Source organism: Solirubrobacter phytolaccae (assembly GCF_027587195.1).
Lineage (GTDB): Bacteria > Actinomycetota > Thermoleophilia > Solirubrobacterales > Solirubrobacteraceae > Solirubrobacter > Solirubrobacter phytolaccae.
The window spans coordinates 45728-72280 of record NZ_JAPDDP010000034.1 but is presented as its reverse complement, the minus strand read 5'-3'; the positions used below and the strand labels follow the sequence as shown (position 1 = coordinate 72280).

The following is a 26553-nucleotide window of genomic DNA, read 5'->3' as shown; positions in this document are numbered from 1 at the left end:
CTTGGCCTCCGACTTGGGCGGCGCGGCGTGGGGCGGCGCGGCGACGTCGTCGGGGCGCGGCGGGGTTGGCTCGCGCGGTGTCGGCGCCGGCGGGCGCGGCGGGACGGTGGGGGAGCGGCGGCTCATGCGGGGGTCCTCCAGGCCAGGACGCGACGGCGGCGTCGTGGGCGGACGGCGGGGCGGGGCGGGATGGGCTCGTCGGCGACGATCGCGGCGGGGACGCCGTAGCCGAGCCACTCGGCGAGGGCCGGGTCGGTCGTGGCCAGGGCGGCGGACATGGTCGCGTTGGGGGCGAGCGGGCGGTGGGCGTCGCCGGCGACCAGGTGCGCGAGGCCCTCGTCGAGCAGGATGCGGGCGGTGCGCAGCGCCGTGTTGCCGCGGCGGCCCGTCAACGCGCCGGCGGTGAGCTGCGCGAGCGCTCCCGCGTCGACGAGCTCGCGCAGGCGGCCGGGGTCGGCCTGGATGTCCGGGTTGCGCTCCGGGTGGGCGATGATCGGGATCAGGCCCGCGAGCCGCAGCGTGAACAGCACGCTGCCGGCGTTCAACGGCAGGCCGGTGTAGGGCGGCTCGACGAGCAGGTACCGCGATCCCGCGAGCGTGAACGCGGCCAGCTCCTCCGGCGGCAACGTTCCGGCGACTTCGAGCGAGACCTCGGCGCCGCGCACGATCCGCGGCTCCACCAACCGCTGCAGCGCGTGGACGCCGTCGCAGATCTGCTCCGGCGTCGTCGGGAAGTCGGCGCGCACGTGCGGCGTCGCGGCGATCACGCGCACGCCGTCCGCGGCGGCGGCGGCGACGATGGCGACCGCGGCGGAACCATCCTCCGCACCGTCGTCCACGCCGGGCACGATGTGCGAGTGCAGGTCAAGCACGGCGCACCAACGTCGTGTAGGCGAGCCACACGAGCGCGCTCGAGAGCGCCCAGTAGGTCACGGAGTGGAACGCGTCGCCGCGGATCAGCGTGATCACGTACGGCAGCGTCACCGCCCACCACAGGACGGGCCACGCGCTCGCGGCGGCGACCATGCGCCGGTAGACCGCAGCGAGGAAGAACCCCAACACGAAGAACGCGATCGCCACGCCGCCGGGGCCGAAGTTCGCGTAGGACTCGCCGAGCATCGACAGCGAGGCTTCGGTTCCGGCGCCGTCCGACTGGTAGTAGTACGCCGGGTAGAGCTCCCGCGTGAACCACGTGTTCCCGCCGCCGGCCGGCTTGTCGGCCCACACGAAGCGCGGGACGGGGAACGTGAGAATCGGCAGGTAGGTCGAGCCGTACTGCCACTCGAGGCCGGTCGCGCGTGCCCGCACCACCATCGCCAGCGAGTCGAACGGCGTCGCGTCACGACCGCCCAGCGTCGTCTCCGGCAGCGTCTTGAGCTGCGCGACGGTCTGCGACACCACCGACCCGCCGACCGCCTCCTCGTACGTCGAATCCCGCGTGGCCACGCGCGCGCCGACGAAGAAGACCAACGCCGCGGCGACCACCCACGCCAGCGTCCGCAGGCGCAGCGGCGCGCGCAGGTAGTGGAACAGCAGCACCATCGGCACGAGCGTCCCGATCAGCAGCGCCGCGCGGCCGCCCGTCAGGAAGTCGCCGACCATCACGAGCACGAACGCGCCGCCGAGCACCGCGCCCCACGCGAGCCCGCGCGGCGGCCGCAGCAGGAACGCCGCCAGCAGCGCCAGCGCGACCGCCTTCAAAGGCAACCCGACCTGCGCCAGGTAGCCACGCCCGAAGAACACCGACGAGCGCGCGCTCAGCGACTCGACGTAGGCCGCGACGCCGCCCGCCTCCGCGATCAGCGTCCCGTACCCCCACAGCTCCAGCGCGGCGGTCACCGCGAGCACGACGAGCGCCGCGCCACCCGCGACCCGGCGCCGGTCCAGCGCGCTGATCCGCGCCGTCGTCGCCCGGAACGCGCCCCGCCCGACCGGATCGACGAAGTGGTAGGACGCGTGCCCCAGAGCGAGGCAGCCGAGCGCCAGCAGCGCGAGCCCGCAGGCGCCCTGCATCGCCGCGTACAGCGGCCCGCTCAGCAGCTCGTCGTCCAGCCGCCGCGTCGGCCCGATCCGCCCGGAGGCGAGGATGTACGCGGGCCGCGCGACGTACAGCACGAACAGGATCAGGCTCAGCACCGGCAGCGGCGAGAGCGGGTCGCGGGTCGTCGCGAACCCGTACACCGCGAGCGCGAGGCACGCCGCCGCGGTCGCCGCGATCAGCGCCGCGATGCCGGGATCGGAGACCGTGACCTGGGAGACCAGCCAGCCGGACGTGATCGCGATCGCCGCGCACGCGGCGAGCCACAGCGGGGTGGTGCTGAGCCGGGCGGAGATCACCCGCGGAGGCCTGCCAGCCGTCGCTCCGGGCGCCGCATCGGCTCGCCGTAGCCGTAGCCGCCGCCGTACCCGTAGCCACCGCCCGCGACCGACTCGATCCCGGTCAGCACGAACCCGAGCTTCTCGGCCGGCATCGAGTACGTCAGCCGCGCGAGCTCCTGCATCATCGGCCGCCGGATCAGGTTCATCCGCGCGACCACGAGGACGGCGTCGGCCTGCGTCGAGAGCGTCATGCCGTCCGAGACCTTCAGCACCGGCGGCGTGTCGAGCAGCACGATGTCGGCACGCTCGCGCAGCTCGCTCAGGATGCCCGCCAGCCGGCGGCCGCCGACGAACTCGCCGACGTCGGGCGGGAGCGCGCCCGCGGTCAGCACGCCCAACGAACCCGCCGGCTCGTCCGCGCCGTACTCGACGCCGAGCGGCACCGGGACGATCGCGTCATCCAATCCGTGCTCGCCCAGCGCGACCTCGGTCACGCCCGGCCGGCCCGTCGCGTCGAAGAACTTCGCCACCGTCGAGCGGCGGAAGTCGAGGTCGACGAGCACCACGCGCTTGCCCGCCCGCGCCAACGCGACCGCGAGGTTGCCGATGATCGTCGACTTGCCCTCGCCCTGGATCGCGCTGGTGATCATGATCACGCGCGCCTGCCGTTCCAGGTTCAGGAACTCGACGTTGGACCGCATCAGCCGGAGCGGCTCGGCGGCCGCGCCGTTCGGGTCCTCCATCATCACGAGCTTGTGCGCCTCGCGCAGCCGTCGCGGCGGCTCGGGGAGCCGTGCCACCAGCGGCAGCCCGAGGATCTCCGTGAGCTCCTCGGCCGACCGCACGCGCGTGTCCAGCGCCTCGCGCAGGAACGCGAACCCGAGCCCGAGCACGAGCCCCAGAGCGATCCCGAGCGGCAGGTTCCGCAACGGCCGTGGCGCGACCAGCGCGGCCTGGTCGGCCCGCCGCGCGACGCTCACGTTCGACCCCTGCAGCGCCTGGATCGTCGACAGCTGCTCGTCCTTGGAGATCAGCTCCTCGTACAACTCGCCGCGGCGCTCCTCGAGCTGGTTCACGCGCCCGCGGATGCCGTTGCGGGCGATGTCCAGCGCGCCGTTGTCGAGCGTGCGCCGGTAGGCCACGAACGCCTCCGGCCACGCGGTCGCCAGGCGCACGGTCTCTCGCTCGTCACCGCCGGTCACGCGGAACTCGAGCAGGTCGGCGTTCGGCAGCACGGTGATCTGCGTGCGGTCGAGCAGCTGGCGCGGCGTGAGGCTGGTGCCGGGTGCGCGGGCGAGCGCCAGCGCGGCGACCTCGGGCGAGCGGGCCAGCTCGGCCTGCGTCTGCGCGATCCGCTGGAAGTCGTTGCCGATCGGCTGGTCGCCGAGCCCGGACAGCAGGTTCGCGAGGTTCTGGCGGCCGAGCAGCACCTGCGAGGCGGCCTGGTAGGTCTTGTCCTGCAGCAGCGAGTAGCCGAGCGCGGCCGCGGTCACGACGACCACCGTCGCGGCGATCACCCACTTGCGCCGGCGGATCACGCTCAGGTAGTCGCGCAGGCTCCGGTGCTCGTTCGGGTTGGTGGCGTCCATCAACGTCCTCTACTTCTGCGCGACCACGAAGTAGTGGGTCGCGAGGTTGTCGAGTCCGCGCCGCGCGGCGGCGCTTTCATAGGCCAGGTAGGCGCGCTGCAATGCTGCCGAGAAGTGGAAATAGACCGCGCCGCGGAAGTGCGGCTCGATCGAGACGTGGCTCCAGCCCGCGAACATCCGCTCCAGCGCGCTGGCGTAGCAGCGGTCGTAGTAGGCGGGGAAGACGGGGTGCAGGCCGTCGGAGGGGCGGCGCATGATCTTCGACACGACCGTGTGCCCGAGCCGGTCGGGCAGCAGCCGGTTGACGATCGCGAACGCGCTGAACCCGCCGCTGAAGAGCGCGACGAACTGGCCGCCGGGCTTCAGGTACGCGTACACGTTGTCGAGCGCGCGGCCGAGCGGCTTGACGTGCTCGAGCACCTGCCAGCTGACCGCGAGGTCGATCGACCCCGCCAACGAGTCGACGCGCGCCGACAGGTCCGCGACGACCCGCTCCTGGTAGGCGTCCTCGGGCGCGCGGCGCAGCTCGTCCTCGGACAGGTCGAGGCCGACCCAGCGCGCGTCGCGGCGCTCGGCCGCGGCGAGGCTGGGATGGCGGCCGGAGCCGATGTCGAGCACGGTCGCCCCGGGGCTCAGCCGCTCCCGGATCGCGTCCTGGAACATCGGTCGCCAGGCGGTGGCATAGCGGGCGGGGAGCGGGACGCGGGCCTCGCGCTCGCTCACGGGCAGCACAGTGGAGCTCACGCGGGTTGACTTGCCCGCTGACGGCCCTCGCGCACGGGTTGATCCCCGATCGTCACGCACCGTCGCGGGCTGGGGATCAGCGGCGCGGTGCGGCGTGCGCGCGGGCAGGACGACGCGCCATGGGGAATGTGATCGTGACCGGCTCCGGGGGACTCATCGGCTCGGAGGCCGTGCGCCACTTCATCGAATCCGGCTTCGACGTGTACGGACTCGAGAACGACCTGCGCGCGGAGTTCTTCGGCGCGGAGGCGTCGACGGCTCCGACGACGCGCAAGCTCAGCGACCGCTACGACGAGTTCCACCACGTGGCGCTCGACATCCGCGACCGCGAAGGTGTGGAGCGAGTCGTGCGCGACGCGGCCCGCAACGGTGGGCTCGCGGCGATCGTGCACACCGCCGCGCAGCCCTCGCACGACTGGGCGGCTTCAGATCCGCACACCGACTTCAGCGTGAACGCCGTCGCGACGCTGAACCTGCTGCAGGCCGCGCGCGACCACGCGCCCGACACGCCGTTCATCTTCATGTCGACCAACAAGGTCTACGGCGACACGCCGAACTCTTTGCCGTTGATCGAGACGGACACGCGGCTCGAGCTGCCGGACGACCACGTCTGGCACGGCGGCATCGACACGACGATGTCGATCGACACCTGCCTGCACTCGCTGTTCGGCGTGAGCAAAGCTTCCGCTGACCTGATGGTGCAGGAGTACGGGCGCTACTTCGGGATGCCGACCGTGTGCTTCCGCGGCGGCTGCCTGACCGGGCCGTCGCACCGCGGCGCGCGCCTGCACGGCTTCCTGTCATACCTGATGCGCTGCACGATGACCGGCGAGCCGTACACGATCTTCGGCTACGACGGCAAGCAGGTGCGCGACAACCTGCACTCGCGCGACGTGGTCGCCGCGTTCGAGCGCTTCCGCACGGCGCCGCGCTCAGCCGCGGTCTACAACCTCGGCGGCGGGCGCGCCTCGAACGTCTCCATGCTCGAGGCGATCGGGCTGTGCGAGGAGATCGCGGGCCGCCAGCTCGACTACACGCTCTCCGACGACGCGCGCTCGGGCGACCACCGCTGGTGGATCAGCGACACGTCGACGTTCGCCCGCGACTACCCCGGGTGGGAGGTGACCGTGGGCATCCGCGACATCCTCGAGGAGATCCACGCGGTCAACGCGTCCGAGTGGGCGGTGCCGGTGTAGAGGCTCCGCAGCCGCTGCTCCCAGCCGACCCACAGTGATCAGGGCACACGGACGCGAACGCGGACCGTGCGGCGGTGCGCGTTGCCGGCTCGATCCGACACGACCAGCTTGAACCGGACGCGGTGGGTGCCGGACACGTACGCCGACCGGTTGCGGAACCGCAGCGTGCGCCGCTCACCCGCGGCCAGCGAACGCGCGACGTAGCCGTCGACCGGGTCCTCGGTGTCGAAGAACACGTCGCAGGCTTCATCACAGCGCACGGTGAACGGGATCGTGGCGTGGCCCTTGCGCGTGGCCTTGACCTGGGGCGGCAGCTTGAGCGTGTAGACGGGCGCCCGCGTGTCGACCGGCGCCGGCGCACCCACACGGGCACCGCGCAGCGGGCCGGGGCCGTGGGCGGAGTCCGGCTCGATCCACAGCACGCGGTCCCCGGTCACCACGGGCCACCCCGGCTGGCGGCTCGGTGAGGACAGCACCGCCGTGCGGCCCCACACGCCGCCCGCTTGGCCGGTCACCGCGACGTTCGCGCCGTTGTCGGCGAGGTCCCACGCGACGACGACGCGCCCGCTCGACGCGATGTCCACGCGGGCCGGGATGGAGGGCGGTTCGATGCCCATGCCGAGCAGGTCGTCGCTGCTGCCCCGCGGGAGTGGATGCGGGGCCGACCACGCGCCTCCCGCGGCCCGGTCGACCGCCATCAGCCCGCGCTGCTGGTCGTGGTAGATCACGACCGCCGCGCCGTCCTCGGCCAGCGCGCCGATCACGCCGTAGGTCTCGTAGACGGGCGCGACGAGCGCGGGCGGCTCAGCGCCGACCTGCACGCGGAGCCCGTCCTCCGAGAACGCGCCGCGCAGCTGCCGGCCGCTCGCGTCCATGGCGATCGGGAACGAGCCGTCCGGGGCGGCGCCGAGTGTCGTGGAGCCGTCGGGCGCGAGCGAGAACAGCTCGCCGTCGGCCGCGCTCGGCACCGCGACCCGCGACGGCGGGCCGTCCGGGGGCAGCTGCAGGAGCGTCGGGCTGCCGGTTCGCCCGGTGCGGTACAGCACCGCGACCCGGCCGCCACGCGCGGCCGCGGTGGTCACCGGGATCGACGACCGCAGGACCGTCGGCGTGCCGAACGTGCCACCCGGCCGGCGGACCGCCAGCTGGTGCTCGTCGTCGCCGAACTCGGAGAAGCTCACGACGACGGCCGTGCCGTCGGCCGCGGCGCTCAGCCGCGGGCAGATGCGGTCGTACTCGCGCTTGATCGGGCCGATCACGCGCAGCCACGGACCGTCGGCCGTGCTCGTCTCGATCACCCACCCGCGTGAGGTCTCGCGGCCGATCGCGACCGTGTCGGCGGCCGCATCCACGCACGTGGCGCTGACCGGCAGCACCGGGTCGGCGGGGCCGAACGCGAGCAGGCCGGCGAGCAGCGTGGCGATCATACGATCACCGCGCGCGCGGTGAACCCGGCCAGTGCCGCCGGGATCTTCAGGACGGCGAGGAGCTGGTCCATCAGGTGGCCGGAGACCGCGTAGCCCGCGTTCTCGAGTGCCTTCTGGCCCGCCTTCCAGCGGGCGTAGAACGCCGAGTCGTCCTTGATCTCACCGCGTTCGAACCCGTCGATCAGCCCGTTCACGAGGTCTGCGACGGCACGATTGCCCTCCGGCGTGCCCATCCCGAAGTCATGATCGGCCGCGACCTTGAAGGAGCTGAGCGGCGGCCGCGCCACCTGGACGACGTACGGCTGCGAGCGCTTGTCGACCTGCCCCGTCACCCGGTCGCCCGCGGTGACGATCAGCCGCATGCGCCCGTTGATGCGCGGGAACAGCAGCGACAGGTCGTTGATCGGGAGCTCGATCGTCGTGGCCTGGCCCGCCGGGAGCGTGCGGACGAGCCAGTTGGGGACGTTCTCGCCGTGACGCAGGTCCACGTCGCACGTCTTCGAGCAGCGCACGGTCACGCTCACCGACAGCACGCCGTCGGTCGTGGACGGCGCGGTCGTCGGGAACCCGACCTCGACGGCGAGCGGCGTCGTGTCCGGCTCACCGCCCGGGACGAACGCGGCACCGTGGACACCCAGGAAGGTCTCGCTCCAGACGAGGGACAGGGTGCCGGCGGGGTCGACGGACCCGCGCAGCGTCAGCTCGCTCACGCTCGACACCGCCGTGGACAGGCGGGTCGTCGTGTCCCACGGCCCGCCGGCGAGCCCAGCGACGGCGTGCACGGCGTCGTCGCCCACCCACGCGACGGCGGCTCGGCCGCGCGGCGACAGCACCACGGTCAGCGGCAGCACGGCGAAGGCCTTGTACACGGCGCGCGGCGGCCGCCAACCGCGCGCGTCGCGATCGACCACGCCGACCCCGCCGCGGTGCCGGTACGCGACGACCGCGTCGCCGCGAGCGTTGACCTCGACCGCCGGGACCTCGGCCTTGGTCGCCTTCGCGAGCCGCCGTTCGCGCCCACCGTCCAATCGCGCGTGCACGCCGGTCTTGGTCGTCCACACGAGCACGCGCCGGCCGTTCGGGCTCACGGCGACGTCGGCCGCCGTCACGCCGCGCCGGACCCGGGTCGGGCGCAGCGACGAGCCGGCTGTGCGCAGCCCGTCCGTCCCCACCCACGCGAACGTCGCGTGGCCCTTGGCGTCGATCGCCGCCTTCGGGGAGGTCACGGAGCGGGCGGGAAGGCCGTCGCGTCGCACCATGCGCCCGTCCGGCCGGATGATCGCGGCCCCGAGCCGGCCGCCGAGCTCCTCGGCCCAGATCGCCGCGACCCAGCCGCCGGGCGCGACGGCGACGTCGATGTCCTGCGCCCACTCCCGGCTGAGGTAGACGCGGCGCGGTGCCGCGCCGGGCCGCTCGATCTCGAGCGCCGGGCGATCCGTCGCGCCCGAGTAGACGGTGACCTGCGTGCCGTCGGCGGCGCGGAGCACCGGGTCGAGCTGCGCGTGCTCAATCGGTACCCAGGCGTCCGCGCGGGCCTCGACGGCACCCATCAGGACCAGCACGACGGCGAGCAACGTGGCGCGCACGACGCGCAAGGTAGCTTCAGCGACGAGCGCGCACGGTGTACTGCTTCCCGGCGCGCACGACCACGGCCGGGCCGCGCCGGAGCTTCGGCGTCACGGTGACCGCGCCCTGCGTGACGCGCGTGGTCGTGCCCGCGCACGTGTCCTGCACGAGCCAGCGGGTGCCGCGGACCGTCGCCGCGCTGTACTTGCCCGAGGTGCGGAACGCGCCCTTGCCGTCACCCCACAGCTTGCGTGACTTCGGCTTCTTCTGCTGCGCCGCGCCACCGCGCCTCGGGCAGCGCGCGAGCGGCTCGTTGAGCGTGAAGTTCACGACGCGCCCGCTCTGGCTGACCTTGAACCAGCCGTCGGAGAGCCGCACGGTCTCGACCGCGCCCGTGCGCGTGTTGCGGGCGTGCAGCACGACCGCGCCGCGTTTGGTGTCGATCGTCGCGCCCATCGGCACGTCGTCGAGCGCCGTCAGCGCCACGAAGCGCGAGCGGCCGGCGAGCCGCAGCCGCACGGTCCCGCTCGGCTGGACGACGACGGTCCTGCCGGCCACCGGCTCGGGCACCGGGATCGCCGGTGGCGGCTGCGGTGGTGGGGGAGGCGCGGGCGTCGCGACCGGGATCGCCGACACCTCGATCTGCCCGCTCGCGCCCCACACGGCGACGCCCACATGATCCGCCGCGGCCGCCACTCGCATCCCGGCCTGCTGGACGAAGGGCGCGCTCGCGAGCGTCGTCGTGGTCCAGGTCACGCCGTCGTCGGAGACGGCGTGCCGCGCGTGGTAGCCGGCGGCGTCGAGCGCGGGGAAGACCGCGTGCAGCCGTCCGCCCGCGTCGATGGACAGGTGCGACTCGCTCGCGTCCCCGGGGCCGACCGCAACCGGCGTGCCGAACGTCGAGCCGGTCCAGCGCCGCACGACCATCGTCCCGGCGGCGTCGCCCGCGAGCAGGAACAGGCCCGGTGCGCCGTTCGCCTGTCGCGGGTACTGCATGAAGCCGAGCTCGACGGGCGGCGACCAGCTGGCGGCGTCGTTGAGGTCGCCAGCCCCGGAGTAGCGGCGGAACGCGGCGAGCTCGCCGGCGGTGCTGAAGGTCACCACCGGGTTGGCGCCGTCCAGGCCGACCGAGCCGTAGTACAGCCGCGCCGCGTCGAGCAGCGCGAAGCCCGCCGGCGCGGGACCGGTCAGCGAGAGGTTCTGGAAGAGCCCGCCGCGGCCGTCCGCGCTCGTCACGACCGAGACGCTGTCGCCGGGCCCGTCCGCCGCCTCGTAGATGAGAACGTTCCCGCCCGCGACACGGGAGGAGAACGTCGCGCCGCCGTCCGTCGAGACGTACTGGGTGATCCCCGTGGCCTGGCCGAAGCGGTGCACGAGGATCGAGACGCGCCCGCCGTTCAGCGACACGTACGGCCGGGTCGTCGAGCCTGTCCCGGCAGTGATCGGCAGGGCCAGCGACACGTCGCAGGCGGTCGCCCCGCGCGGCAGCCGGCAGTACTGCGGTGTGTCCTGCGCGTCCGGGCCGTTCCAGGCGACGTACGCGGTGCCCGCCGCGTCCACGGCGACCGCGGGCTGGTCGCCCGACCCGACGACGAACGGCGCGGCCGCGGCACGGCTCGTCAGGGCGAAGAAGACGAGCGCGGCACAGACGACGTAGCGCACAGGGCGACCCTCCCAGACGAGGGCCGCCCCGCGCAACCCCTCCTACGCCAAGACGTGACTCAGCTCGCCGGACCGGATCAGCTCGACGACGGAGGCGATGTCACGGTCCATCCGTCGGTCGCGGTCCAGCGGGGCGACGCGCGCACGGATGAGCGCGTGCGCCTCACGGACCTTCGGGCTGGCCTGTTCGACCCCGCGCAGGTCCAGGGCCTGCGCGAGCGCGATCAGGTGAATCGCGGCGATGTGCTGAGCGATCTCCACGATCGAGCGCGCGTCACGAGCGCTGATCGTCCCCATGGAGACCTTGTCCTGGTTATGGGCCTCGGTCGAGCGCGAATGGATGCTCGCCGGGTTGCACAGCTTCAAGGCTTCGGCAGTGAGGGCCGAGCACGAGAGCTGCATCCCCTTGAAGCCGTGATGGAGACCGGCCTCGAAGTCGTCGGGGGCGAAGTACGGGATCAGGTTGGGCGTCAGGCCGGCGTTGAACTTCTCGTCCACGACCAGCTCGAGCTGCCGGTCCATCAGGTCGCAGAGGTTGGCCAGCGCGATCTTCAGCGCGTCCATGCCCTGCGCCATGTGGCTGCCGTAGAAGTTGCCGCCGCTCTGCGCGCGGCCGCCCGGGACGTCGAAGAGCGGGTTGTCGTCGGACGAGTTGATCTCGATCTCGATCCAGCGGTCCACCCACTCGAGCGTGTCGCGCAGGGCGCCGACGATGTGCGGCGCGCAGCGGACCGAGTACTTGTCCTGGACCGAGCGCGTGAGCTCGCGGAAGCCGGCGCCTTCGAGCGGGACGATCTCCTCCGCGTCGTGCGTGAGCTGGGACTCGTCGAGCAGCATGCGCACGTTCGCCGCGCTCTCGATGATGCCCGGGTGCGGCTTGGCCTCGAACAGGAACGCGTTGAAGTGCCCGTGGTTGCCGAGCAGCGCCTGTGAGGCCATCGCCGTGCACAGCTCGACCACGAACGCGAGCTCCCGCGCGTCGTGCGCGGCGAGCACGGAGAAGCCGGACATGAACGACGTGCCGTTGGTGAGCGCGAGCCCTTCCTTGGCCTCGAGCTCGAGCGGCTTGATGCCGAGGTCGACAAGCACGTCGATCGCCTCGCGGACGTCGCCGTCGTAGAGCACCTCGGTCTCGCCGACGAGCGCGCGGCCGACGTACGACAGCGGCACGAGGTCACCCGACGCACCGCACGACCCACGCTCGGGGATCAGCGGCAGGATGTCGTGGTTGAGCAGCGTCAGCAGCTGCTCGATCACCTCGAGGCGGACACCGCTGTTGCCCTTCGCCAAGCAGTTGGCGCGGAACAGCATCGTCAGCCGCGTCACCTCGGGGTTCGCGATCTGGCCGGTGCCGGCGCCCAGGAAGCGCAGCATGTTCTGCTGCAGGGCCGCGGCCTTCTCGGGCGCGATCTGGCGGTGCGCGCTGTCCCCGAACCCGGTGGTGACGCCATAGATCGGGATCTCGTTGGCGATCAGGTCGAGCTTCAGCGCCCGCGCCGCCTCGACACGGCGGGCCGCCACGGAGGAGAGCGTGGCGGTCCCACCGTGACGAGCGAGCCGCACGGCGTCGGCGATCGTGAGCGAGCCGCCGTCGAGATCGACGTGGACGCCCGTGTCCTGGTGCAGCAGATCCGTCATTTCTCGCAACGGTACCTCGCTGGACGAACCGTGCAACAAAGTTGGGCGTTCTGACCACGAATGTGCAGACGCAAGCGTTTGTCAGTACGCAACTTGATCACCGTGTGCGGTCTGTCACGCACTTGGCGCGCGGGCGGACATCCCGGCGTCCGGCGCGGGGTAGCCTGGATCCCATGTTCGTTGGTCTGGTCAAAGATCCCGGGCCTGGGTGGGGGCTGCCCGACGACAATCCACAACGGCCGAGGCGCTTCTCGTTCGCGCTGCCGGCCATCCCGTGGCGGCCATTGGTCTGGCTCGCCGCATTGATCCTGATGCTTGCCATCAGCCGCACGGTCGGCGGCTGGGCGGGGTACGTGCTGATGCTGGTCGCGGTGGCGGTCGGCAGCCTGCGGCTGGATCGGCAGCTCGGCCCGCCGTCACGCGGATTGCGGGACTACCAGGCCTAGAGCTGGTTGTAGGAGTCCTCGGTGGCCCAGCCGCCGGCGGTCCTCGCCGTGACGGAGCAGCCGACGCGCCCGGAGGTCAGGGTCCGGGTTCGGCCGCCGCCCTTCAGGTAGGTGCGCTTGCCGGGGAGGATCGCCGTGCCCTCAGGGGTCTGCTCGGTCCGCGGCTTGCCCTCGCGCCACCAGCTGACCTTGAACGTGGCGGAGGCCGGGTGCCACGTGCCGACTACGCACCGGCGCACCTTGCCCGTGCGACGGACACGCACCCGGCGCTCTGCCCACGGAGCCACGGGTCCGTCGCCGCTGAGCAGCGCCCGGTGGGCGTCCACGCGCTCGGACACGTCCGGCATGCCCTCGCCGCAGTCCAGGCCGTAGGTCTCGCCGCCCCAGGTGACGACGCCCGCGAGCGCCCACCCGCCGCCGCGCTGCACGAGCACCGGCCCGCCGCTGTCGCCCTTGCACGCCTGCGCGGCGGTGGGCGTCGTGTCCAGCGTGCACAGGTGCCGCGCGGGGTGGAAGAGCGTCGGGCCGTACGCGGCCGCGCAGTCGTCGCTCACCTGCTGCGCGGCGCCGAGCGCGTCCCGCGACGGCCCCGCGGGCAGCGGGCCGGTGCGGCCGTGCCCGAGCGTAAGTGAGGGCTCGCCCGCGACCGGCGGCGGGTCGGCGAGCGGGACCGGCGAAACGTTCCGCACCGGTGTCTTGAGCCGGATGACCGCGATGTCGTCGACCGTCGCCGACGCGCCCGGGTCCTCGGGCCGCACGGGCGAGGGGATCTCGCGGTAGGTCGTGGGGAACACCGCGCCTTCCCAGGCGCGCCGCTCGCCGGCGAGGCGCACGCTCAGCCGGCCAGGATCGGCGCCTTGGACGCAGTGGGCGGCGGTGAGCACGCGGTCGGGCGCGATCAGCGCGCCGCCGCAGACGACGCTCCGCGTGGTGAGCGTGACGAGCCACGGCGCCTGCTCGGGCGGGACGGGCGTGCCGTGGAAGATGGACGCGGAGGCAAGAAGCGCGGGGCCGATCATCGTCCCGTCAGTGTCCGGCATCCGGCTGGGGATTACGTCCATGCGTCGGCCGACTGGACGAAGGTCTGGTTGCAGCCGGACCGCTCGGTCCCAATATGGACTGCATGCCGTACCGAATCCTCGTGATCGACGACAAGCCCGACCTGTCCACGGTCGTGCGCATGCTGCTCGAGCGCGCGGGGCACGAGGTCGTGACCGCCGACAACGGGCGCCGCGGCCTGCGCACGTTCTACGAGACGCGGCCGGATCTCGTCGTGCTGGACGTGCGGATGCCGGAGCTCGACGGCTGGGAGACGCTCGAGCGTCTGCGCGATCTGAGCGACGTGCCGGTGCTGATGTTCAGCGGCACCAAGCCCGAGCCGGAGCAGCTCGAGCGGCTGCGGCCCGGGCGTGACGCGTTCCGGCCCAAGCCGTTCTTCGGCAACGAGCTCGTCGGCGTAGTCGACGAGCTGCTGCAGGCCGCTTAGGGCGCGACGAGCGTCTCGAGCCGGGCGAGCGACTCGCGCAGGACGTCGGCGAGCTCGCGTTCGTCGTCGGTGTTGATCCAGCGGTCGAAGCCGACGCGCACGATCGCCAGCGCCGTCTCCGCCGCCAGGCCCGCCTCGGGGTCGCTCACACCGCGCGCCCGGAGCGCGTCGCGCAGGACGAGCGCCAGGCGGGCGAGCTTGATCAGCTCGCGCTCCTGCAACTCGGGAGTCGCGTCGATCACGACCTGGCGCTGACGCGAGTAGTCGCGGTCGCGGCCGATGAGCGCCGCGATCCCGTCCAGCACGGCGGCCACGACCTGCATCGGTGACGCGTCCTCCGGCGCTTCGTCGACCGCGGAGCGCAGCGCGCCCTCGAGCGCCTCGGAGCCCGCGAACAGCACCTCGCGCTTGTCGGCGAAGTAGCGGAAGAACGTGCGGGCGGTCAGCCCGGCGCGCTCCGCGATGTCGCCGACCGTCGTCTGCTCGTAGCCGCGCTCGGTGTAGAGCGCCATCGCCGCTTCCCGCAGCCGGCCGCTCGCATTGGGCTCCCATCGCGCCATGCCGGAGATTCTAATGACACGGTGTGACATCACGTGCTACGTTGATGTCGCGCTGTGACATCACTTTGACTTTGGAGGTCTCGACATGCGCGTCTTCATCACCGGAGCGTCAGGCTGGATCGGCTCAGCCGTCACGTCCGAGCTGCTCGCCAACGGCCACACGGTGCTCGGCCTCGCCCGCTCCGACGCGTCCGCCGAGCGCGTCGCCGCGCTGGGGGCCGACGTCCATCGCGGCGACCTCGACGACCTCGACAGCCTCGCCGCCGGCGCCGCCGCGGCCGACGGCGTCATCCACCTCGGCTACCACCACGACTTCTCGCAGATGGCTGAGGCGGCGCAGCTCGACCGCGCCGCGATCGACACGTTCGGGGCGGCGCTCGAGCACTCGGGCAAGCCGCTGCTGATGGCGTCCGGCACGCTCGGGCTTGCCGTCGGCCGGCCCGCAACCGAGGAGGACGACGCCGACGCCGCCGCGCACCCGCGGATCGCGAACGCGCACGCCGCGCTCGCGCTGGCCGACCGCGGCGTGCGCCCGGTCGTCCTGCGCTTCCCGCCGACCGTGCACGGTCCGGGCGACCACGGCTTCGTGGCCGCGCTCGTCGGCTTCGCGCGTGAGAACGGCGTCTCGGGCTACGTCGGCGACGGCAGCAACCGCTGGCCCGCCGTCCACCGGCTCGACGCGGCCAAGGTGGTCCGGCTTGCGCTCGAGGGCGCCCCGGCCGGCACGATCGTGCACGCGGTCGCCGAGGAGGGCGTCCCGGCCAAGGCGATCGCCGAGGCCATCGGTCGCGGGCTCGGGCTGCCGACGGAGTCCGTCGCGCCCGAGACGCTGGGCTGGCTCGGCTCGTTCTTCGCGGCCGACGTGCCCGCGTCGAGCGCCATCACCCGCGAGCGCTTCGGCTGGGAGCCGACGCACCCGACCCTGCTCGAGGACCTGGACGCCGGCGCCTACACGCGTGGCAGCTAGCGACCTCCGGCCACGCGCAGGATCGCCCCGGTCGTGTAGCTCGCGTCGTCGCTGAGCAGCCACGCGACCGCGCCGGCGACCTCCTCGGGCTGGCCGGCGCGCCCGAGCGGGATCTGCGGCGCGAGCTTCGCGGGCCGTTCCGGGTCTTCGTGGATCTCGGTCCAGACGACGCCGGGCGCGACCGCGTTGACGCGGATGCCGTCCGGGCCGAGCTCCTTCGCGAGCCCGATCGTGATCGCGTCGACGGCGGCCTTCGCGCCCGCGTAGTGCACGTACTCGTTGGGGGAGCCGAGGGTCGCCGCACCGGAGGAGAGGTTCACGATCGCGCCGCCGCGCCCGAGCAGCTCGCGTGCGGCCCGGCGCGCGCACAGCAGCACGCCGATCACGTTCACGGCGTACACGCGGGGAAGCTCGGAGACGTCGATGTCCACGAGCCGTCCGACCGGGCCGACGATCCCCGCGTTGTTGACCAGCCCGGTGATCGGGCCGAGCTCGGCGGCCGCGTCGAAGAGCCGGTCGACGTCGTCGGGGTCGGCGGTGTCGCCCGCGACCGTGATCGCGCGCGCACCGGCGGCGCGCACCTGCTCCGCGACGGCTTCCGCGCGGGCGGCGTCGGAGCGGTACCCGATCACGACGGCGTGGCCCTCGGCGGCCAGGCGTGTGCAGATCGCGGCGCCGATGCCGCGCCCGCCGCCGGTGACCACCGTGATCTTGTGCGTAACCCCCATATCGGCAATCATACGGTTATGGACCTGCCCGCGCATCTGCCGCTGCCGCTCGAGCGTGGCGCGCCGTGGTGGTACTGGCTGGCTGGCCGGCCGGCACTGGACTTCACGAACACGTTGCGCGAGCGCTGGAACCGGCGCGTCGAGACGCTCGTGTGCGGCGAGGACCTGGGGGAGTGGCTCGTAGCGGCGGAGCTGCTGCCCGCGACGCCGGCCGTGACGGACGACGTGCTCGAGCGGGCGCGCACGCTGCGCGAGGCGATCGACGCCGGCGTCGTCGCGAGTCTCGCCGGGCAGCCCGTGCCGGACGCGACGCTGATCGCCCTCGCGCGCGAGCTCCCGCACGCCACACGGCCGGAGACGCTCACGCGCACGGAGGACGGCGGCGTCGCCGTGGTGCTCGCGGAACCCGCCGCGCCCGCCGTGCACGGCCTCGGCCTGCTCGCGCGCGACGCGGCCGAGATGTTCGGCGCCGCCGAGCGCATCCGCGTCTGCGCGTCGGACACGTGCAGCGCGCGCTTCTTCGACCGCTCACCCGCGGCCGGGCGCCGCTGGTGCTCGAGCCGCGGCTGCGGCAACGTGGAAAAGGCCCGCCGTCACCGGCGGCGGCAGAAGGAGACACCGCAATGAGCGCAGTGCAATCGGGACTCGAGGGCGTCGTCGCCTTCGCCACGCAGATCGCCGAGCCCGACCGCGAGGGTGGCGCGCTGCGCTATCGCGGCGTGGACCTGGAGGAGCTCGCGGGCCGCGTGCCGTTCGAGCACGTCTGGGGCCTGCTGGTGGACGGCGAGCCCGCACCGGGCCTGGCGCCGGCCGAGCCGCGCGAGCTGCCGCTGCGCAGCGGGGACACGCGCGCCGACGTGCAGGCCGCGGTCGCCGCGCTGGGCGCTGAGCTTGCACCGCTGATCGACGTCGACGCCGGGCAGGTACGCGACGAGCTCGCGCGGATCTCGGCCCTCACGCTCGACTTCGTCGCGCAGTCGGCGCGCGGCGCGGATCTCCCGGAGGTCCCCTTCCCCGCCGACGGCACGCTGGCCGAGCGCTTCCTCACCCGCTGGCGCGGCGAAGCCGACCCCACGCACGCGAAGGCGATCGACGCCTACTGGGTCTCCGCCGCCGAGCACGGGATGAACGCGTCCACGTTCACCGCGCGCGTCGTCGCCTCGACCGGCGCGGACGCCGCCGCCGCGATCTCGGCCGGGATCGGTGCGCTGTCGGGCCCGCTGCACGGCGGCGCGCCGAGCCGCGTGCTGAAGATGCTCGACGCCGTCGAGCGCAGCGGCGACGCGACCGGCTGGGTCAACGACGCGCTCGACGCCGGCGAGCGGCTGATGGGCTTCGGCCACCGCATCTACCGCGCCGAGGACCCGCGGGCGCGCGTGCTGCGCCGGACCGCGCGCGAGCTGCACGCCCCGCGGTTCGCGGCCGCCGAGGCGCTCGAGGCCGCGGCGCTGACCGCGCTCGCCGAGCGCAAGCCGGACCGGGTGCTCGCCACCAACGTCGAGTTCTGGTCGGCGGTCGTGCTGGACTGCGCGGCCGTCCCGCCGGAGCTGTTCACGCCGCTGTTCGTGTGCGCGCGCACGGCGGGCTGGTCGGCGCACGTGCTCGAGCAGAAGCACGAGGGCCGCCTGATCCGCCCGACCGCGCTCTACACCGGCGAGCCGCCGCGGAGCCTGGAGGCGCTCGCCGCGGGGTAGGAACCTGCAGATGACGGGGCGGATCGCAGCCGGAGTCGCCGCCGGCGCGATCGCCGTCGCCGGGCTGTTCGTCGCGATCCTCGGCATCTTCGTCGGCGCGGACGCGGCCGATCCCGCCGATCCGGCGAGCACGGGGGAGGCGGTCGCGCTCGGCCTCGGGTTCGGCCTCGTCCTGGGGGCGGCGGTCGCCGGCGTGGTGGGCTGCGGCGGGTATGCGCTCAACGGCCGCCTCCCCGGCTGGCGCTGGCTGTTGGCCGTTCCCGTCGGCCTCGCGATCGTGATCGCGGTCCTGGCCGCCGCGGGCTAGGACGCCACCTCGGCGGGGCCCTCAGGCGACCGCGCGGCGGAACGCCTCGACGTCCGTGCCGGCCACGAGCTTGTGCGTGAGCGTGTCGTCGCCGTGGCCCGTGTCGACCGCGACGAAGCAGTCCAGGTGCTCGCGCAGGAGCAGCGAGAGCTGCGTGCGGACGTGCCCGAGGCGCGCAGGCTGAGACGCGGTCGCACGGCACATGCCGACGGATTCCGAGTCGAGCCGGTCGCCAAGCTCGAGCCGCTGGACCAGCCCGCGCGGCACGCCGTCACGCAGATCGTCCATCGTCACGCGCTCCCCGCGCTGCCCGGCACGGACGTGCTCGCGCCACTCCGCGCCGGCGAGCCAGCCCGTCGGCGGGAGCTCGAGGCGGTTGCGCGCCGCCCCGACCAGCAGCAGGAAGGGCTCCGCGATCGCGCTCTCCGCGACCGCCGCGCGCAGCGCCCCCGCCAGCGCGTCGGCGAGCGCGTCCAGCTTCTCCACGTCCTCAGTCATCCCCGAGGTCCTCCCTGGCTGGCCTTTGCCATTCGCTGGCACAGCTTGACGGTGTCTTGACTCCATCGGACACCCCGCGCGTCGATTACCGAGAGCGATGGCCGTAGTCCAGCCGATGGTGTCGACGACCCTGCTGCTCGCGGCCGTGTTCGCCTGCCTGCACCGCGGGCTGCGCGGCGAGCACGACCGCGGGGCGTGGATCGCGTTCGGGCTCGGGATCCTGGCCTGGACGCTCGGCGACCTGGTGCGCGCGATCTTCTACCCCGTCGTGCGCCCGCAGCCGTCGGTGGCCGACGTGCTCTACCTGTCGTTCTATCCGGGAGCGGCGATCGGGCTCGTCCTGATCACCCGCGCCCGGCTGCGCCACCTGACGCGCAGCCTTTTGCTCGACGGCGCGACCGCACTGGTCACGGTCGCGGGCGTAGCGGTCGCGTTCGTGATCCCGGAGGTGCTCAGCTCGGTGAGCGAGCGGGCGCGTGATACGGCGCTGGTGAACCTCGCGTACCCGGTCGGCGACACGGTGCTGCTCGCGTTCCTCGCGTCCGTGATCGCGGTCACGGGCCTGCGGCGGCTCGGGCGCATCACGGTCGCGCTGGTGATGTTCGCCTTTGCCGACGTGGCGTACACGATCGCGCTGCCGGAGTACGGCCAGACGATCCTCTGGATCGGCGCCTTCTGGGTGCTCGGGATGCTGCTGCTCGCGACCGGCGCGCGCGACGACTCGCCGCCGCCGGACGCGCACCAGCGCGCCGACTGGACCCTGTTCCTCGTTCCGCTGCTGGCCGCGCCGGTCAACCTGGCGGTGCTCGTGGCCGACGTGCCGCCGGTGCTGGCGATCCTGCCCGCCTCCGGCATCCTGCTCGGCATGGTGCGCACCGGCGTGACGTTCCGGCACACCTTGACGCTGCTCGAGAGCCGCCGCCAGGCGGTCACCGACGAGCTCACCGGCCTCGCGAACCGGCGCCGCTTCAACCAGCATCTCGCCACGGCGTTCGCGGCGGACGAGCCCTTCGGCCTGCTGGTGATCGACCTCAACCGCTTCAAGGCCCTCAACGACGGGCTCGGCCACCACGTCGGCGACCGGCTGCTGGTCGACTTCGGCCGGCGCCTCACCGCGGCGCTGCCTGACGCGCGGCTGGTCGCGCGCATCGGCGGTGACGAGTTCGCCGTGCTCACCGACGGCGGGATCGAGGCCGCCGCGGCACGGATCGAGGCCGCGCTCAGCGAGCCGTTCGTCCTCGACGGGCTGGAGCTGCACATGGGCGCAAGCCTCGGCGGCGCGCTCGCCCCCGAGCACGCGGCCACGCCCGTCGAGCTGCTCCAGCGCGCCGACAGCGCGATGTACGACGCCAAGCGCGCGAACCTCGGCTTCCGGCTGTACCGCCCCAACGGCGAAGGGCCGTCACGCGACCGGCTGGCGCTCGGGGAGGAGCTGCGGCGCGGCATCGCGGCCGGCGAGCTCGAGGTCCACTACCAGCCGCAGACCGACATCGCGCGCCGCCGGATGGTCGGCGTCGAGGCGCTCGTGCGCTGGCGCCACCCCGAGCGCGGGCTCCTGTTCCCCGACACGTTCATCTCCCTGGCGGAGGATCTCGGGATCGTGCGCGACCTCACGCGCCACGTCCTGCAGACCGCCGTCGACCAGGCCGCGACGTGGCGTGCCTCGGGGCACGACCTCTCCGTCGCCGTGAACCTCGCGCTGGCCGACCTGCTCGATCCGGAGCTGCCGGCCGTCGTCGACGCCGCGCTCGCGCGCTCCGGGCTGCCCGCGCACCGGCTCGTGCTCGAGATCACCGAGGACGTCGCCATGACCGACGAGGACCACATCGTCGCCGTCCTCGCACGGCTGCGCGACCGTGGCGTCGAGCTCGCGCTGGACGACTTCGGCACTGGCCTGTCCTCACTCGCCCGCCTGCGCCGGCTGCCCGTGCAGGAGCTCAAGATCGACCGCTCGTTCGTGATGGGGATCGACGCCGGTGACGAGGACGCCTCGATCGTGCGGATGACGATCGAGCTCGGGCACGCGCTCGGCATCCGCGTCGTCGCCGAGGGCGTGGAGACCGAGGCCGCCCTGGACCTGCTCGCGTCGCAGCGCTGCGACACCGCCCAGGGCTTCCACTTCTCCCGCCCGGTCCCGGCCACCGAGCTGACCGGGCTGCTCGAGGTCGGCGTCGCGGGCCTGGCTCAGCCCGAGTCCGCCATCGTGATCACGCGCGACCAGTCCTCCGCGGCGAGCGCGTCCTCCGGGATGCGGAACTGAAGCGTCCCGCCGTCGCCGTACTCGAAGCCGAGCTCCTCGTCCCAGTCCAGGTGCAGCAGGAGCACCGTCCCGGGCTCCGGCCGCTCACCCTGCACGCCGCTGGCGTAGCCGCCGAAGCGGTGCTGCTCCTCCACGAAGTTCCCGATGAGCTCCGACCACGCCTCCGACTCGGCGGCGCTGAGCCCGAGGTCCTCGCCCGCGTCGGACCACTCCGGCAGCGTCAGCCGCGGCTGGAACCGCACGGGGCGCGGCGTGAGCGCCGGACCGTCCGCGGGCACCGGCGCGTCGGTCGCGAACAGGCGGATGGGGGAGCCCGGGGCGTTGACCTCCTCCCACGTGAGCTCGTCCAGGTCGGCGAAGAACAGCAGCCAGCCCGTGCCGAGGCCGACCTCCGCGCGGTCGATCGCGGCGAGGAACGTGTGCCCCTCCGGCCACGCCTCGCCGGGCGGGAGCAGCGCCGGGCCGCCGAGGTGCGAGCGCCCGTCGCCGGGCACGAGCACGAGCGACTCCAGCGCGACCGCGTGCGCGAGCCGGTGGGCGTGCGACTCGAGTCCGGCCGCGCAGATGAGCGCCTCCAGCGCGCCACGGTCCCGCAGCGCGGCGGCCAGCGCGTCGGGTGACGCGGTCGAGCTGAGCGAGGCGCGGAACGCCTCGACGTCCGCTCCGCCCGTGTAGGTGTTGCGGAGCGCGTCGGTGCCGTCGCTCGGGTCGACCGCCGCGAGCCACGCCGCGCCCGCGTTGAGCCGCGTCGCGAGCCGCTCCTGCAGGGCGTGCAGCGCGTCCCAGGCCTCGGGGTGCGTGGTGGAGAGCAGCGCGCAGGCGCGCAGCGCGTCCGCGTCCAGCCGGTCGCCGACCTCGAGCTGGGCGACGAGGCCACGGTCCACGCCGCGGTGCAGCCACGTCGCCGCGGCGCCGTCCGTGAGGTCGGTCGAGCGCACGTGCTCGCGCCACGCGGCGCCCGCCAGCCAGGCCTTCGGGGGGAGCGCCGGGGCGCTGTGAGGCGTGACGACGTGCAGGAGGAACGGGTCCGCGATCCCGCTGTCGGCGACGGCTCCGCGCAGCGCGGCGTCGAGCGCCTGGGCGAGCGGCTCGACGAGCGCCCGCGCGGCCTCGGCGCCGGGCCAGACGACGAGTTCCTTCGCCGTCCAGTGGACCTCGGTCGGCGCGAGCTGGGTCGCCCGCTGGAGGCCCGCCTCGACGCTGCCGTCGGCCTCGGCCTGCGCGCGGCGCACGTGCCGCACCGCGCCGTCCGGCGCATGGTCGGCCTCGCGCGCGATGTCGACGCCGACCCGGCCGCCGGTCGCGAATCGCAGCGCCTCGTCCGAGCGCACGGCGACGTCGCCGTCCCAGGTGAGCCGCTGCACGCTCACGCGCGAGAGCATGTCGATGCTCACCACGGTGTCGCGGCGGATCAGCGTCGCGCGCGGGCCGAGCGCCGTCATCGCCCGCTCGAGCACCGACCCGTCCTCGCGCCACTCCCACGTGTAGCTCGCGATCCCCGACGTGGCGGAGATCGGCCGGCCGGCGTCGTCGAAGCACATCTCGCCCGGGTGCTCGGGCACCTGGTCGTGCGCGACGAGCGGCACCGGCAGCAGCGCCGGGTCGAACGGCTGGACGCGCGCCGCGAGGGGCGGCTCCGCGGGCTCAGCCGCGTACTGCCGCTCGACCTCCTCCAGGTCCGCTTTCCAGTTCATTGTCAAAGTCCTCCCTGACCGCCTCGAAATAGCTGGCGCAAGTTTTACAGCGCCACTGAGACGTGATGATTTGGCCGCCCCACTGGGCGATGCGCTCGATTTCGGGGGAGTCGCAGAAGGGACAGGTCATGGCTGCCACCGGCGGCGTTCGGCGTCCCAACCGCCGAATGTCGGCTCGGGCAGGGTGATGGTCACGCCCTCGGCGGCCAGCAGGTCGGTCAGCCACGAGCGCATCAGCTCGCGCTGCTCGGCGGCGGTGCGTGAGACCTCGCCGGCCTCGACCGCGGCGGCCAGCTCGGCGTCGTCGTCCGGACCGACCCAGCGGCTCGCGTGCTCCCACGTCTCCAGCACGCGCGCGACGAACGGGTCGCGCTGCTCGCCGCGGAGCAGTCGCCGGGCCCAGGCCTCGCCGTGTGCCCGGTGCGAGCCCTCTTCCTGGAGGATCTTCTTCGCGCGCTGGGCCATGGGGGTCAGCGACGAGTCCACGCACGAGGCGACGAACGTGGTGAGCACGCCGTCCACGACCAGGTTCGCGGCGATGAACGCGTTCCAGTCGGGCAGCTCCTCGTCGAGCAGGGCGAAGCGCTTGTCGCCGCCGAAGCCGTCCTCGTTGGCCTCGACGCCCAGGCCCTTGAGCACGGGGTAGGTGGAGCGCGCGTGGCCGAGCTCGTCCTGCGCCATCGCGGCGGCGGCGACGGCGGACTCGAGTGTCGGCGCGGACACGGCCCACTCGGCGTAGCGGCGGCCGAGCGCCGCCTTGTTGTCGGCCAGCGAGGCGAGGAGCGTCTTCATGGCTTGATCGCCTCCCGGATCGAGTCGCGCGGCACGATGATCATGTGGATCCACGGCTGCTCGTCGTAGATCGAGCGCGCGGACACGAGCGCGAGGTCCACGTCGGACTCGGTCACCGTCCCCACGTGGTGGAGCGGATCCTCGTAGGCCTTGCGGGCGAAGACCTCCCAAACGGTCATACCTCCACCTCCCGCGAGTACGAGCCCCCGGGGCGAGTACTCGACAGCGACGCGAGCCGCCAGGCGAGTGTCGCCATCACGCGACGATCCCCAGGCCGCGCATCGTCTCGCGCGCCTCTTCGCGGATCATCTTGCGCGTCCACACCGGGTCCCAGACGATCTCGATCCGGACCTCGTCCACGTCCGGCTCGGCGAGCAGCCGCTCGCGGATGTCGTCCTGGATGAACTCCATCGCCGGGCAGCCCATGGCCGTGAACGTGAGCTTGAGGTCGACGACGCCGTCGGCATACGCGATCGCCACGATCAGCCCCATGTGCACGACGGAGATCGGGATCTCGGGGTCCTCGACCTCGGTCAGCGCCTCCCACAACCGGGCCTCGACGGCGGCGCTCATCCGCGGTAGCCCTTCTGCAGCTTGGCGACGTAGGTCTCGTTCATCGGCCCGCGGCCCTTCCAGCGCACCATGACCTCGTCCCAGCCGATCTCGACGCCGCCCCACTCCTTCTTCTCGGAGTCGAAGGCCTGCGGGAACGGGCAGTCGATGACGTAGCGCTGGGTCTCCTCGTCGAAGTGCGCGGGCACGTTGAGCCCGACCTCGTCCATGAACGGGACCACGTGGCCCATCCAGTCCTGGCGCAGCTCGTCGTTGGTCTTGCCCTTGAAGCCGTACTCGAGCTGGATGCCGTGCTTCTTCTGCGCGTCCGGGAGCCCGAACCACTCGAGCGTGAGGATGAACATCCAGTCCAGCGAGGACTGCAGCTTGCGCTTGTGGTCCGCGTCGGCGGCGAACTTCTTCACCCACGTGCGCCCGTGCCGCAGGTGGAACGTCTCCTCCTTGTCCACCTTCGCGAGCGCGCGCTTCCACGGCCCGAACGTCGACGACTGGTGCACATCGCTGAGCAGCACGAACCCGGCCTGGTCGTACAGCGCGTTGGCCAGCACGAGCTCGTACCAGGAGTCCAGCGGCACGTCGAAGGCGTACGGGTACTTGAACGCGCGCGCCTCGCGCTCGTAGATCAGCGCGGGCATGTCCACGCCGAGGTCCCCGAGCAGCCGGTACCCGATGTGCGCGTGCGCGAGCTCGTCCTGGATGATCGAGACCGCGGAGCCGAAGTTGTTCAGCGCGGGCGCGTGCGCCGCGGCGCGCAGGTACGCGGGGGCGGAGACGAGCTCGGTGTCGGCCGAGACGGTGAGGATGCGGCGGATCCCCTTCAGGTACTCCGGGGACATGTGCTGGAGCCCTTCGACCAGCTTGCCGGCGGCCAGATGGGCGCGCACCTCGTCCTCGCTACGGGGCGCGAGCTCCTCCACCGCCGTCATCGCTCTCCTCCAACGTGAGACAACATGTTGACGAGCGGGAGCGTATCGTCTAACTTGAGCGGGGTCAATGACCAGTCTTGAAATCGTCAACCCGGGTACGGGTGAATCGGTCGCGTCCGTGCCCGCGGCAACGCCCGAGGACGTCGACCGCGCGGTGCAGGCCGCGTTCCACGCGCAGAAGGGCTGGGGCGGGCTCAGCTACGAGGCGCGCGGCAAGGTCCTGCACGCGATGGCGAAGGCCTTCGAGGCCCACGTGGACGAGCTCACGCCGATCCTTGTCGCCGAGCAGGGCAAGACGATCCGCGAGGCCAAGATCGAGCTGCGCAAGGCGGCCGACACGCTCGAGCACTACGCGGGGCTCTCCCGCCAGGTCCGGGCGATCTCGGTGCACAACATCGACACGGACGTGGACGCGCGGGTGCTGCGTCGCCCCCTCGGCGTCGTCGCCGCGATCGTGCCCTGGAACTTCCCGACGACGCTGCTGTGCAACAAGCTCGGGCCCGCGCTGCTGTGCGGGAACACGGTCGTGGCCAAGCCCGCCGACTCGACGCCGCTCACGACGCTGCGGCTGGCCGAGATCATCGCCGAGGCCGGCGTGCCCGAGGGCGTGTTCACCGTGCTGCCCGGCACGGGGGCCGAGGCCGGTGAGGCGCTCGTCCGCCACCCGCTCGTGCGCAAGGTCGCCTTCACCGGCTCCACGCCCGTGGGCGAGCGCGTCGCGGCGCTCGCGGCGGTCGGCTCCAAGCGGGTGACGCTGGAGCTCGGCGGCAGCGACCCGATGATCATCTGCGACGACGCCGACCTGAAGGCCGCCGCGTCCGCCGCCGCCATGGGCCGCTTCTACAACTGCGGCCAGGCGTGCCTGGCGATCAAGCGCCTGTACGTGTTCGACGCGGTCGCGGACGAGATCATCGAGGCGGTCACGGCCAAGGCCAAGCGGCTGCGCCTCGGTCTCGGCGATGACCCCGACAGCCAGATGGGCCCGCTCCACAGTGAGCGCCAACGTGCCCAGCTCGAGCGCCAGATCGCCGAGAGCGGGGGCGAGATCGTCGCGGGCGGCGGCCGTCCGGACGGCTTGGAGAGCGGCTGGTTCCACGAGCCGACCGTGGTCGTCGAGCCGGGCAAGGACTCGCCGATGGCCGTCGAAGAGGTGTTCGGGCCGGCGCTGCCGATCTGGCGCGTGGCGGACATGGACGAGGCGCTCGAGCTGGCGAACGCGTCGCCGTTCGGGCTGGGATCGAGTGTGTGGACGAGCGACCTGCGCCGCGCCGAGCGCGCCGCCGCGGAGCTCGACTGCGGCTACACGTGGATCAACTCGCGCACCAAGGTCTACGACGAGCTCCCCTTCGGTGGACTCAAGGCGTCCGGCTACGGCAAGGAGCACGGGTCGGAAGCCCTCGACTACTACACGGACCAGAAGTCAGTGGTGGTTCGCCGGGCGTAGGTGGCTGTATGTTCGAGCCCTGAGAGAGGCTCATTGG

27 protein-coding genes are annotated in these 26553 nt (G+C 73.0%); 9 read left to right on the top strand and 18 right to left on the bottom strand.

Annotated features, from left to right (window positions below):
* Nucleotides 1-122: 122 nt before the first annotated feature.
* The 4 genes from OJ997_RS18805 to OJ997_RS18790 are packed head-to-tail and all read right to left on the bottom strand — an operon-like array spanning nucleotide 123 to nucleotide 4652.
* Nucleotides 123-872 (bottom strand): tyrosine-protein phosphatase, encoded by a 750-nt coding sequence (locus OJ997_RS18805; RefSeq protein ID WP_270026737.1) that lies wholly within the window; start codon nucleotides 870-872, stop codon nucleotides 123-125.
* Entirely contained in the window at nucleotides 865-2337 is a 1473-nt protein-coding gene (locus OJ997_RS37675; RefSeq protein WP_270026736.1) for an O-antigen polymerase, read from the bottom strand. Before OJ997_RS37675 ends, OJ997_RS18805 begins: the two co-directional genes overlap by 8 nt.
* Complete coding sequence (locus OJ997_RS18795) at nucleotides 2334-3908, bottom strand: tyrosine-protein kinase domain-containing protein (RefSeq protein WP_270026735.1); 1575 nt, start codon at nucleotides 3906-3908, stop codon at nucleotides 2334-2336. The genes OJ997_RS37675 and OJ997_RS18795 overlap by 4 nt, the downstream gene beginning before the upstream one ends.
* 9 nt (nucleotides 3909-3917) lie before the next feature.
* Complete coding sequence (locus tag OJ997_RS18790; protein WP_270026734.1) at nucleotides 3918-4652, bottom strand: class I SAM-dependent methyltransferase; 735 nt, start codon at nucleotides 4650-4652, stop codon at nucleotides 3918-3920.
* Nucleotides 4653-4771: 119 nt separating this feature from the next.
* Here OJ997_RS18790 and OJ997_RS18785 point away from each other — a divergent pair, with 119 nt between their 5' ends.
* Nucleotides 4772-5848 carry an SDR family NAD(P)-dependent oxidoreductase gene (locus OJ997_RS18785; RefSeq protein ID WP_270026733.1) on the top strand — a complete coding sequence of 359 codons (1077 nt, stop codon included), beginning with the start codon at nucleotides 4772-4774 and terminating at the stop codon, nucleotides 5846-5848.
* Nucleotides 5849-5886: 38 nt separating this feature from the next.
* Here the strand turns inward: OJ997_RS18785 and OJ997_RS18780 are convergent, their stop codons facing one another.
* The 4 genes from OJ997_RS18780 to OJ997_RS18765 are packed head-to-tail and all read right to left on the bottom strand — an operon-like array spanning nucleotide 5887 to nucleotide 12141.
* Nucleotides 5887-7275 (bottom strand): hypothetical protein, encoded by a 1389-nt coding sequence (locus OJ997_RS18780; RefSeq protein WP_270026732.1) that lies wholly within the window; start codon nucleotides 7273-7275, stop codon nucleotides 5887-5889.
* On the bottom strand, nucleotides 7272-8861 hold the full coding sequence (locus tag OJ997_RS18775; RefSeq protein WP_270026731.1) for a hypothetical protein: 1590 nt from the start codon (nucleotides 8859-8861) through the stop codon (nucleotides 7272-7274). The genes OJ997_RS18780 and OJ997_RS18775 overlap by 4 nt, the downstream gene beginning before the upstream one ends.
* A gap of 16 nt (nucleotides 8862-8877) precedes the next feature.
* A complete protein-coding gene (locus OJ997_RS18770; protein ID WP_270026730.1) occupies nucleotides 8878-10503 on the bottom strand; it encodes a hypothetical protein in 1626 nt (541 codons plus the stop codon).
* A gap of 42 nt (nucleotides 10504-10545) precedes the next feature.
* Complete coding sequence (locus OJ997_RS18765) at nucleotides 10546-12141, bottom strand: HAL/PAL/TAL family ammonia-lyase (RefSeq protein ID WP_270026729.1); 1596 nt, start codon at nucleotides 12139-12141, stop codon at nucleotides 10546-10548.
* A 173-nt stretch (nucleotides 12142-12314) separates the two neighbouring features.
* Here OJ997_RS18765 and OJ997_RS18760 point away from each other — a divergent pair, with 173 nt between their 5' ends.
* The gene (locus OJ997_RS18760; RefSeq protein ID WP_270026728.1) at nucleotides 12315-12587 is read left to right on the top strand and encodes a hypothetical protein; all 273 of its coding nucleotides are present in this window, start codon (nucleotides 12315-12317) and stop codon (nucleotides 12585-12587) included.
* Here the strand turns inward: OJ997_RS18760 and OJ997_RS18755 are convergent.
* The gene (locus OJ997_RS18755) at nucleotides 12584-13648 is read right to left on the bottom strand and encodes a S1 family peptidase (RefSeq protein WP_270026727.1); all 1065 of its coding nucleotides are present in this window, start codon (nucleotides 13646-13648) and stop codon (nucleotides 12584-12586) included. The two genes, OJ997_RS18760 and OJ997_RS18755, sit on opposite strands and share 4 nt — an antisense overlap.
* Nucleotides 13649-13710: 62 nt before the next feature.
* On the opposite strand from OJ997_RS18755, the gene OJ997_RS18750 reads away from it, so the two are divergent.
* Nucleotides 13711-14073 carry a response regulator gene (locus OJ997_RS18750; protein ID WP_270026725.1) on the top strand — a complete coding sequence of 121 codons (363 nt, stop codon included), beginning with the start codon at nucleotides 13711-13713 and terminating at the stop codon, nucleotides 14071-14073.
* On the opposite strand, the gene OJ997_RS18745 is transcribed toward OJ997_RS18750, so the two are convergent.
* Nucleotides 14070-14633, bottom strand: coding sequence for a TetR family transcriptional regulator (locus tag OJ997_RS18745; RefSeq protein WP_270026724.1), 564 nt, complete (start codon nucleotides 14631-14633; stop codon nucleotides 14070-14072). The two genes, OJ997_RS18750 and OJ997_RS18745, sit on opposite strands and share 4 nt — an antisense overlap.
* An 85-nt stretch (nucleotides 14634-14718) precedes the next feature.
* On the opposite strand from OJ997_RS18745, the gene OJ997_RS18740 reads away from it, so the two are divergent.
* Entirely contained in the window at nucleotides 14719-15600 is an 882-nt protein-coding gene (locus OJ997_RS18740; RefSeq protein ID WP_270026723.1) for an SDR family oxidoreductase, read from the top strand.
* On the opposite strand, the gene OJ997_RS18735 is transcribed toward OJ997_RS18740, so the two are convergent.
* Complete coding sequence (locus OJ997_RS18735; RefSeq protein WP_270026722.1) at nucleotides 15597-16328, bottom strand: glucose 1-dehydrogenase; 732 nt, start codon at nucleotides 16326-16328, stop codon at nucleotides 15597-15599. The genes OJ997_RS18740 and OJ997_RS18735 overlap by 4 nt on opposite strands.
* 18 nt (nucleotides 16329-16346) lie before the next feature.
* Between OJ997_RS18735 and OJ997_RS18730 the strand changes: the two genes are divergently transcribed.
* Genes OJ997_RS18730 through OJ997_RS18720 form a run of 3 tightly spaced genes read left to right on the top strand, consistent with a single transcriptional unit; the run spans nucleotide 16347 to nucleotide 18329 of the window.
* Complete coding sequence (locus OJ997_RS18730) at nucleotides 16347-16955, top strand: CGNR zinc finger domain-containing protein (RefSeq protein ID WP_270026721.1); 609 nt, start codon at nucleotides 16347-16349, stop codon at nucleotides 16953-16955.
* Nucleotides 16952-18022, top strand: coding sequence for a citrate synthase 2 (locus tag OJ997_RS18725; protein ID WP_270026720.1), 1071 nt, complete (start codon nucleotides 16952-16954; stop codon nucleotides 18020-18022). The genes OJ997_RS18730 and OJ997_RS18725 overlap by 4 nt, the downstream gene beginning before the upstream one ends.
* 10 nt (nucleotides 18023-18032) lie before the next feature.
* Entirely contained in the window at nucleotides 18033-18329 is a 297-nt protein-coding gene (locus OJ997_RS18720; RefSeq protein WP_270026719.1) for a hypothetical protein, read from the top strand.
* 21 nt (nucleotides 18330-18350) lie between these two features.
* On the opposite strand, the gene OJ997_RS18715 is transcribed toward OJ997_RS18720, so the two are convergent.
* Nucleotides 18351-18827, bottom strand: a complete 477-nt coding sequence (locus OJ997_RS18715) for a hypothetical protein (protein WP_270026718.1) — start codon at nucleotides 18825-18827, stop codon at nucleotides 18351-18353.
* Between the two features lie 97 nt (nucleotides 18828-18924).
* Between OJ997_RS18715 and OJ997_RS18710 the strand changes: the two genes are divergently transcribed.
* The gene (locus OJ997_RS18710) at nucleotides 18925-21087 is read left to right on the top strand and encodes a putative bifunctional diguanylate cyclase/phosphodiesterase (protein WP_270026717.1); all 2163 of its coding nucleotides are present in this window, start codon (nucleotides 18925-18927) and stop codon (nucleotides 21085-21087) included.
* Here OJ997_RS18710 and OJ997_RS18705 read toward each other — a convergent pair.
* The 6 genes from OJ997_RS18705 to OJ997_RS18685 form a co-directional block, all read right to left on the bottom strand.
* Entirely contained in the window at nucleotides 21012-22781 is a 1770-nt protein-coding gene (locus tag OJ997_RS18705) for a DUF1963 domain-containing protein (protein WP_270026716.1), read from the bottom strand. The two genes, OJ997_RS18710 and OJ997_RS18705, sit on opposite strands and share 76 nt — an antisense overlap.
* Nucleotides 22732-22911 (bottom strand): PaaD-like zinc ribbon domain-containing protein, encoded by a 180-nt coding sequence (locus OJ997_RS38240; RefSeq protein WP_443732122.1) that lies wholly within the window; start codon nucleotides 22909-22911, stop codon nucleotides 22732-22734. The genes OJ997_RS18705 and OJ997_RS38240 overlap by 50 nt, the downstream gene beginning before the upstream one ends.
* A complete protein-coding gene (locus tag OJ997_RS18700) occupies nucleotides 22908-23573 on the bottom strand; it encodes a Phenylacetic acid catabolic protein (RefSeq protein ID WP_270026715.1) in 666 nt (221 codons plus the stop codon). The genes OJ997_RS38240 and OJ997_RS18700 overlap by 4 nt, the downstream gene beginning before the upstream one ends.
* On the bottom strand, nucleotides 23570-23752 hold the full coding sequence (locus OJ997_RS18695; RefSeq protein ID WP_270026714.1) for a hypothetical protein: 183 nt from the start codon (nucleotides 23750-23752) through the stop codon (nucleotides 23570-23572). The genes OJ997_RS18700 and OJ997_RS18695 overlap by 4 nt, the downstream gene beginning before the upstream one ends.
* A 76-nt stretch (nucleotides 23753-23828) precedes the next feature.
* On the bottom strand, nucleotides 23829-24146 hold the full coding sequence (locus OJ997_RS18690) for a metal-sulfur cluster assembly factor (RefSeq protein WP_270026713.1): 318 nt from the start codon (nucleotides 24144-24146) through the stop codon (nucleotides 23829-23831).
* The gene (locus OJ997_RS18685; RefSeq protein ID WP_270026712.1) at nucleotides 24143-25072 is read right to left on the bottom strand and encodes a Phenylacetic acid catabolic protein; all 930 of its coding nucleotides are present in this window, start codon (nucleotides 25070-25072) and stop codon (nucleotides 24143-24145) included. The genes OJ997_RS18690 and OJ997_RS18685 overlap by 4 nt, the downstream gene beginning before the upstream one ends.
* A gap of 67 nt (nucleotides 25073-25139) precedes the next feature.
* On the opposite strand from OJ997_RS18685, the gene OJ997_RS18680 reads away from it, so the two are divergent.
* The gene (locus tag OJ997_RS18680) at nucleotides 25140-26516 is read left to right on the top strand and encodes an aldehyde dehydrogenase family protein (RefSeq protein WP_270026711.1); all 1377 of its coding nucleotides are present in this window, start codon (nucleotides 25140-25142) and stop codon (nucleotides 26514-26516) included.
* Nucleotides 26517-26553: the final 37 nt, after the last annotated feature.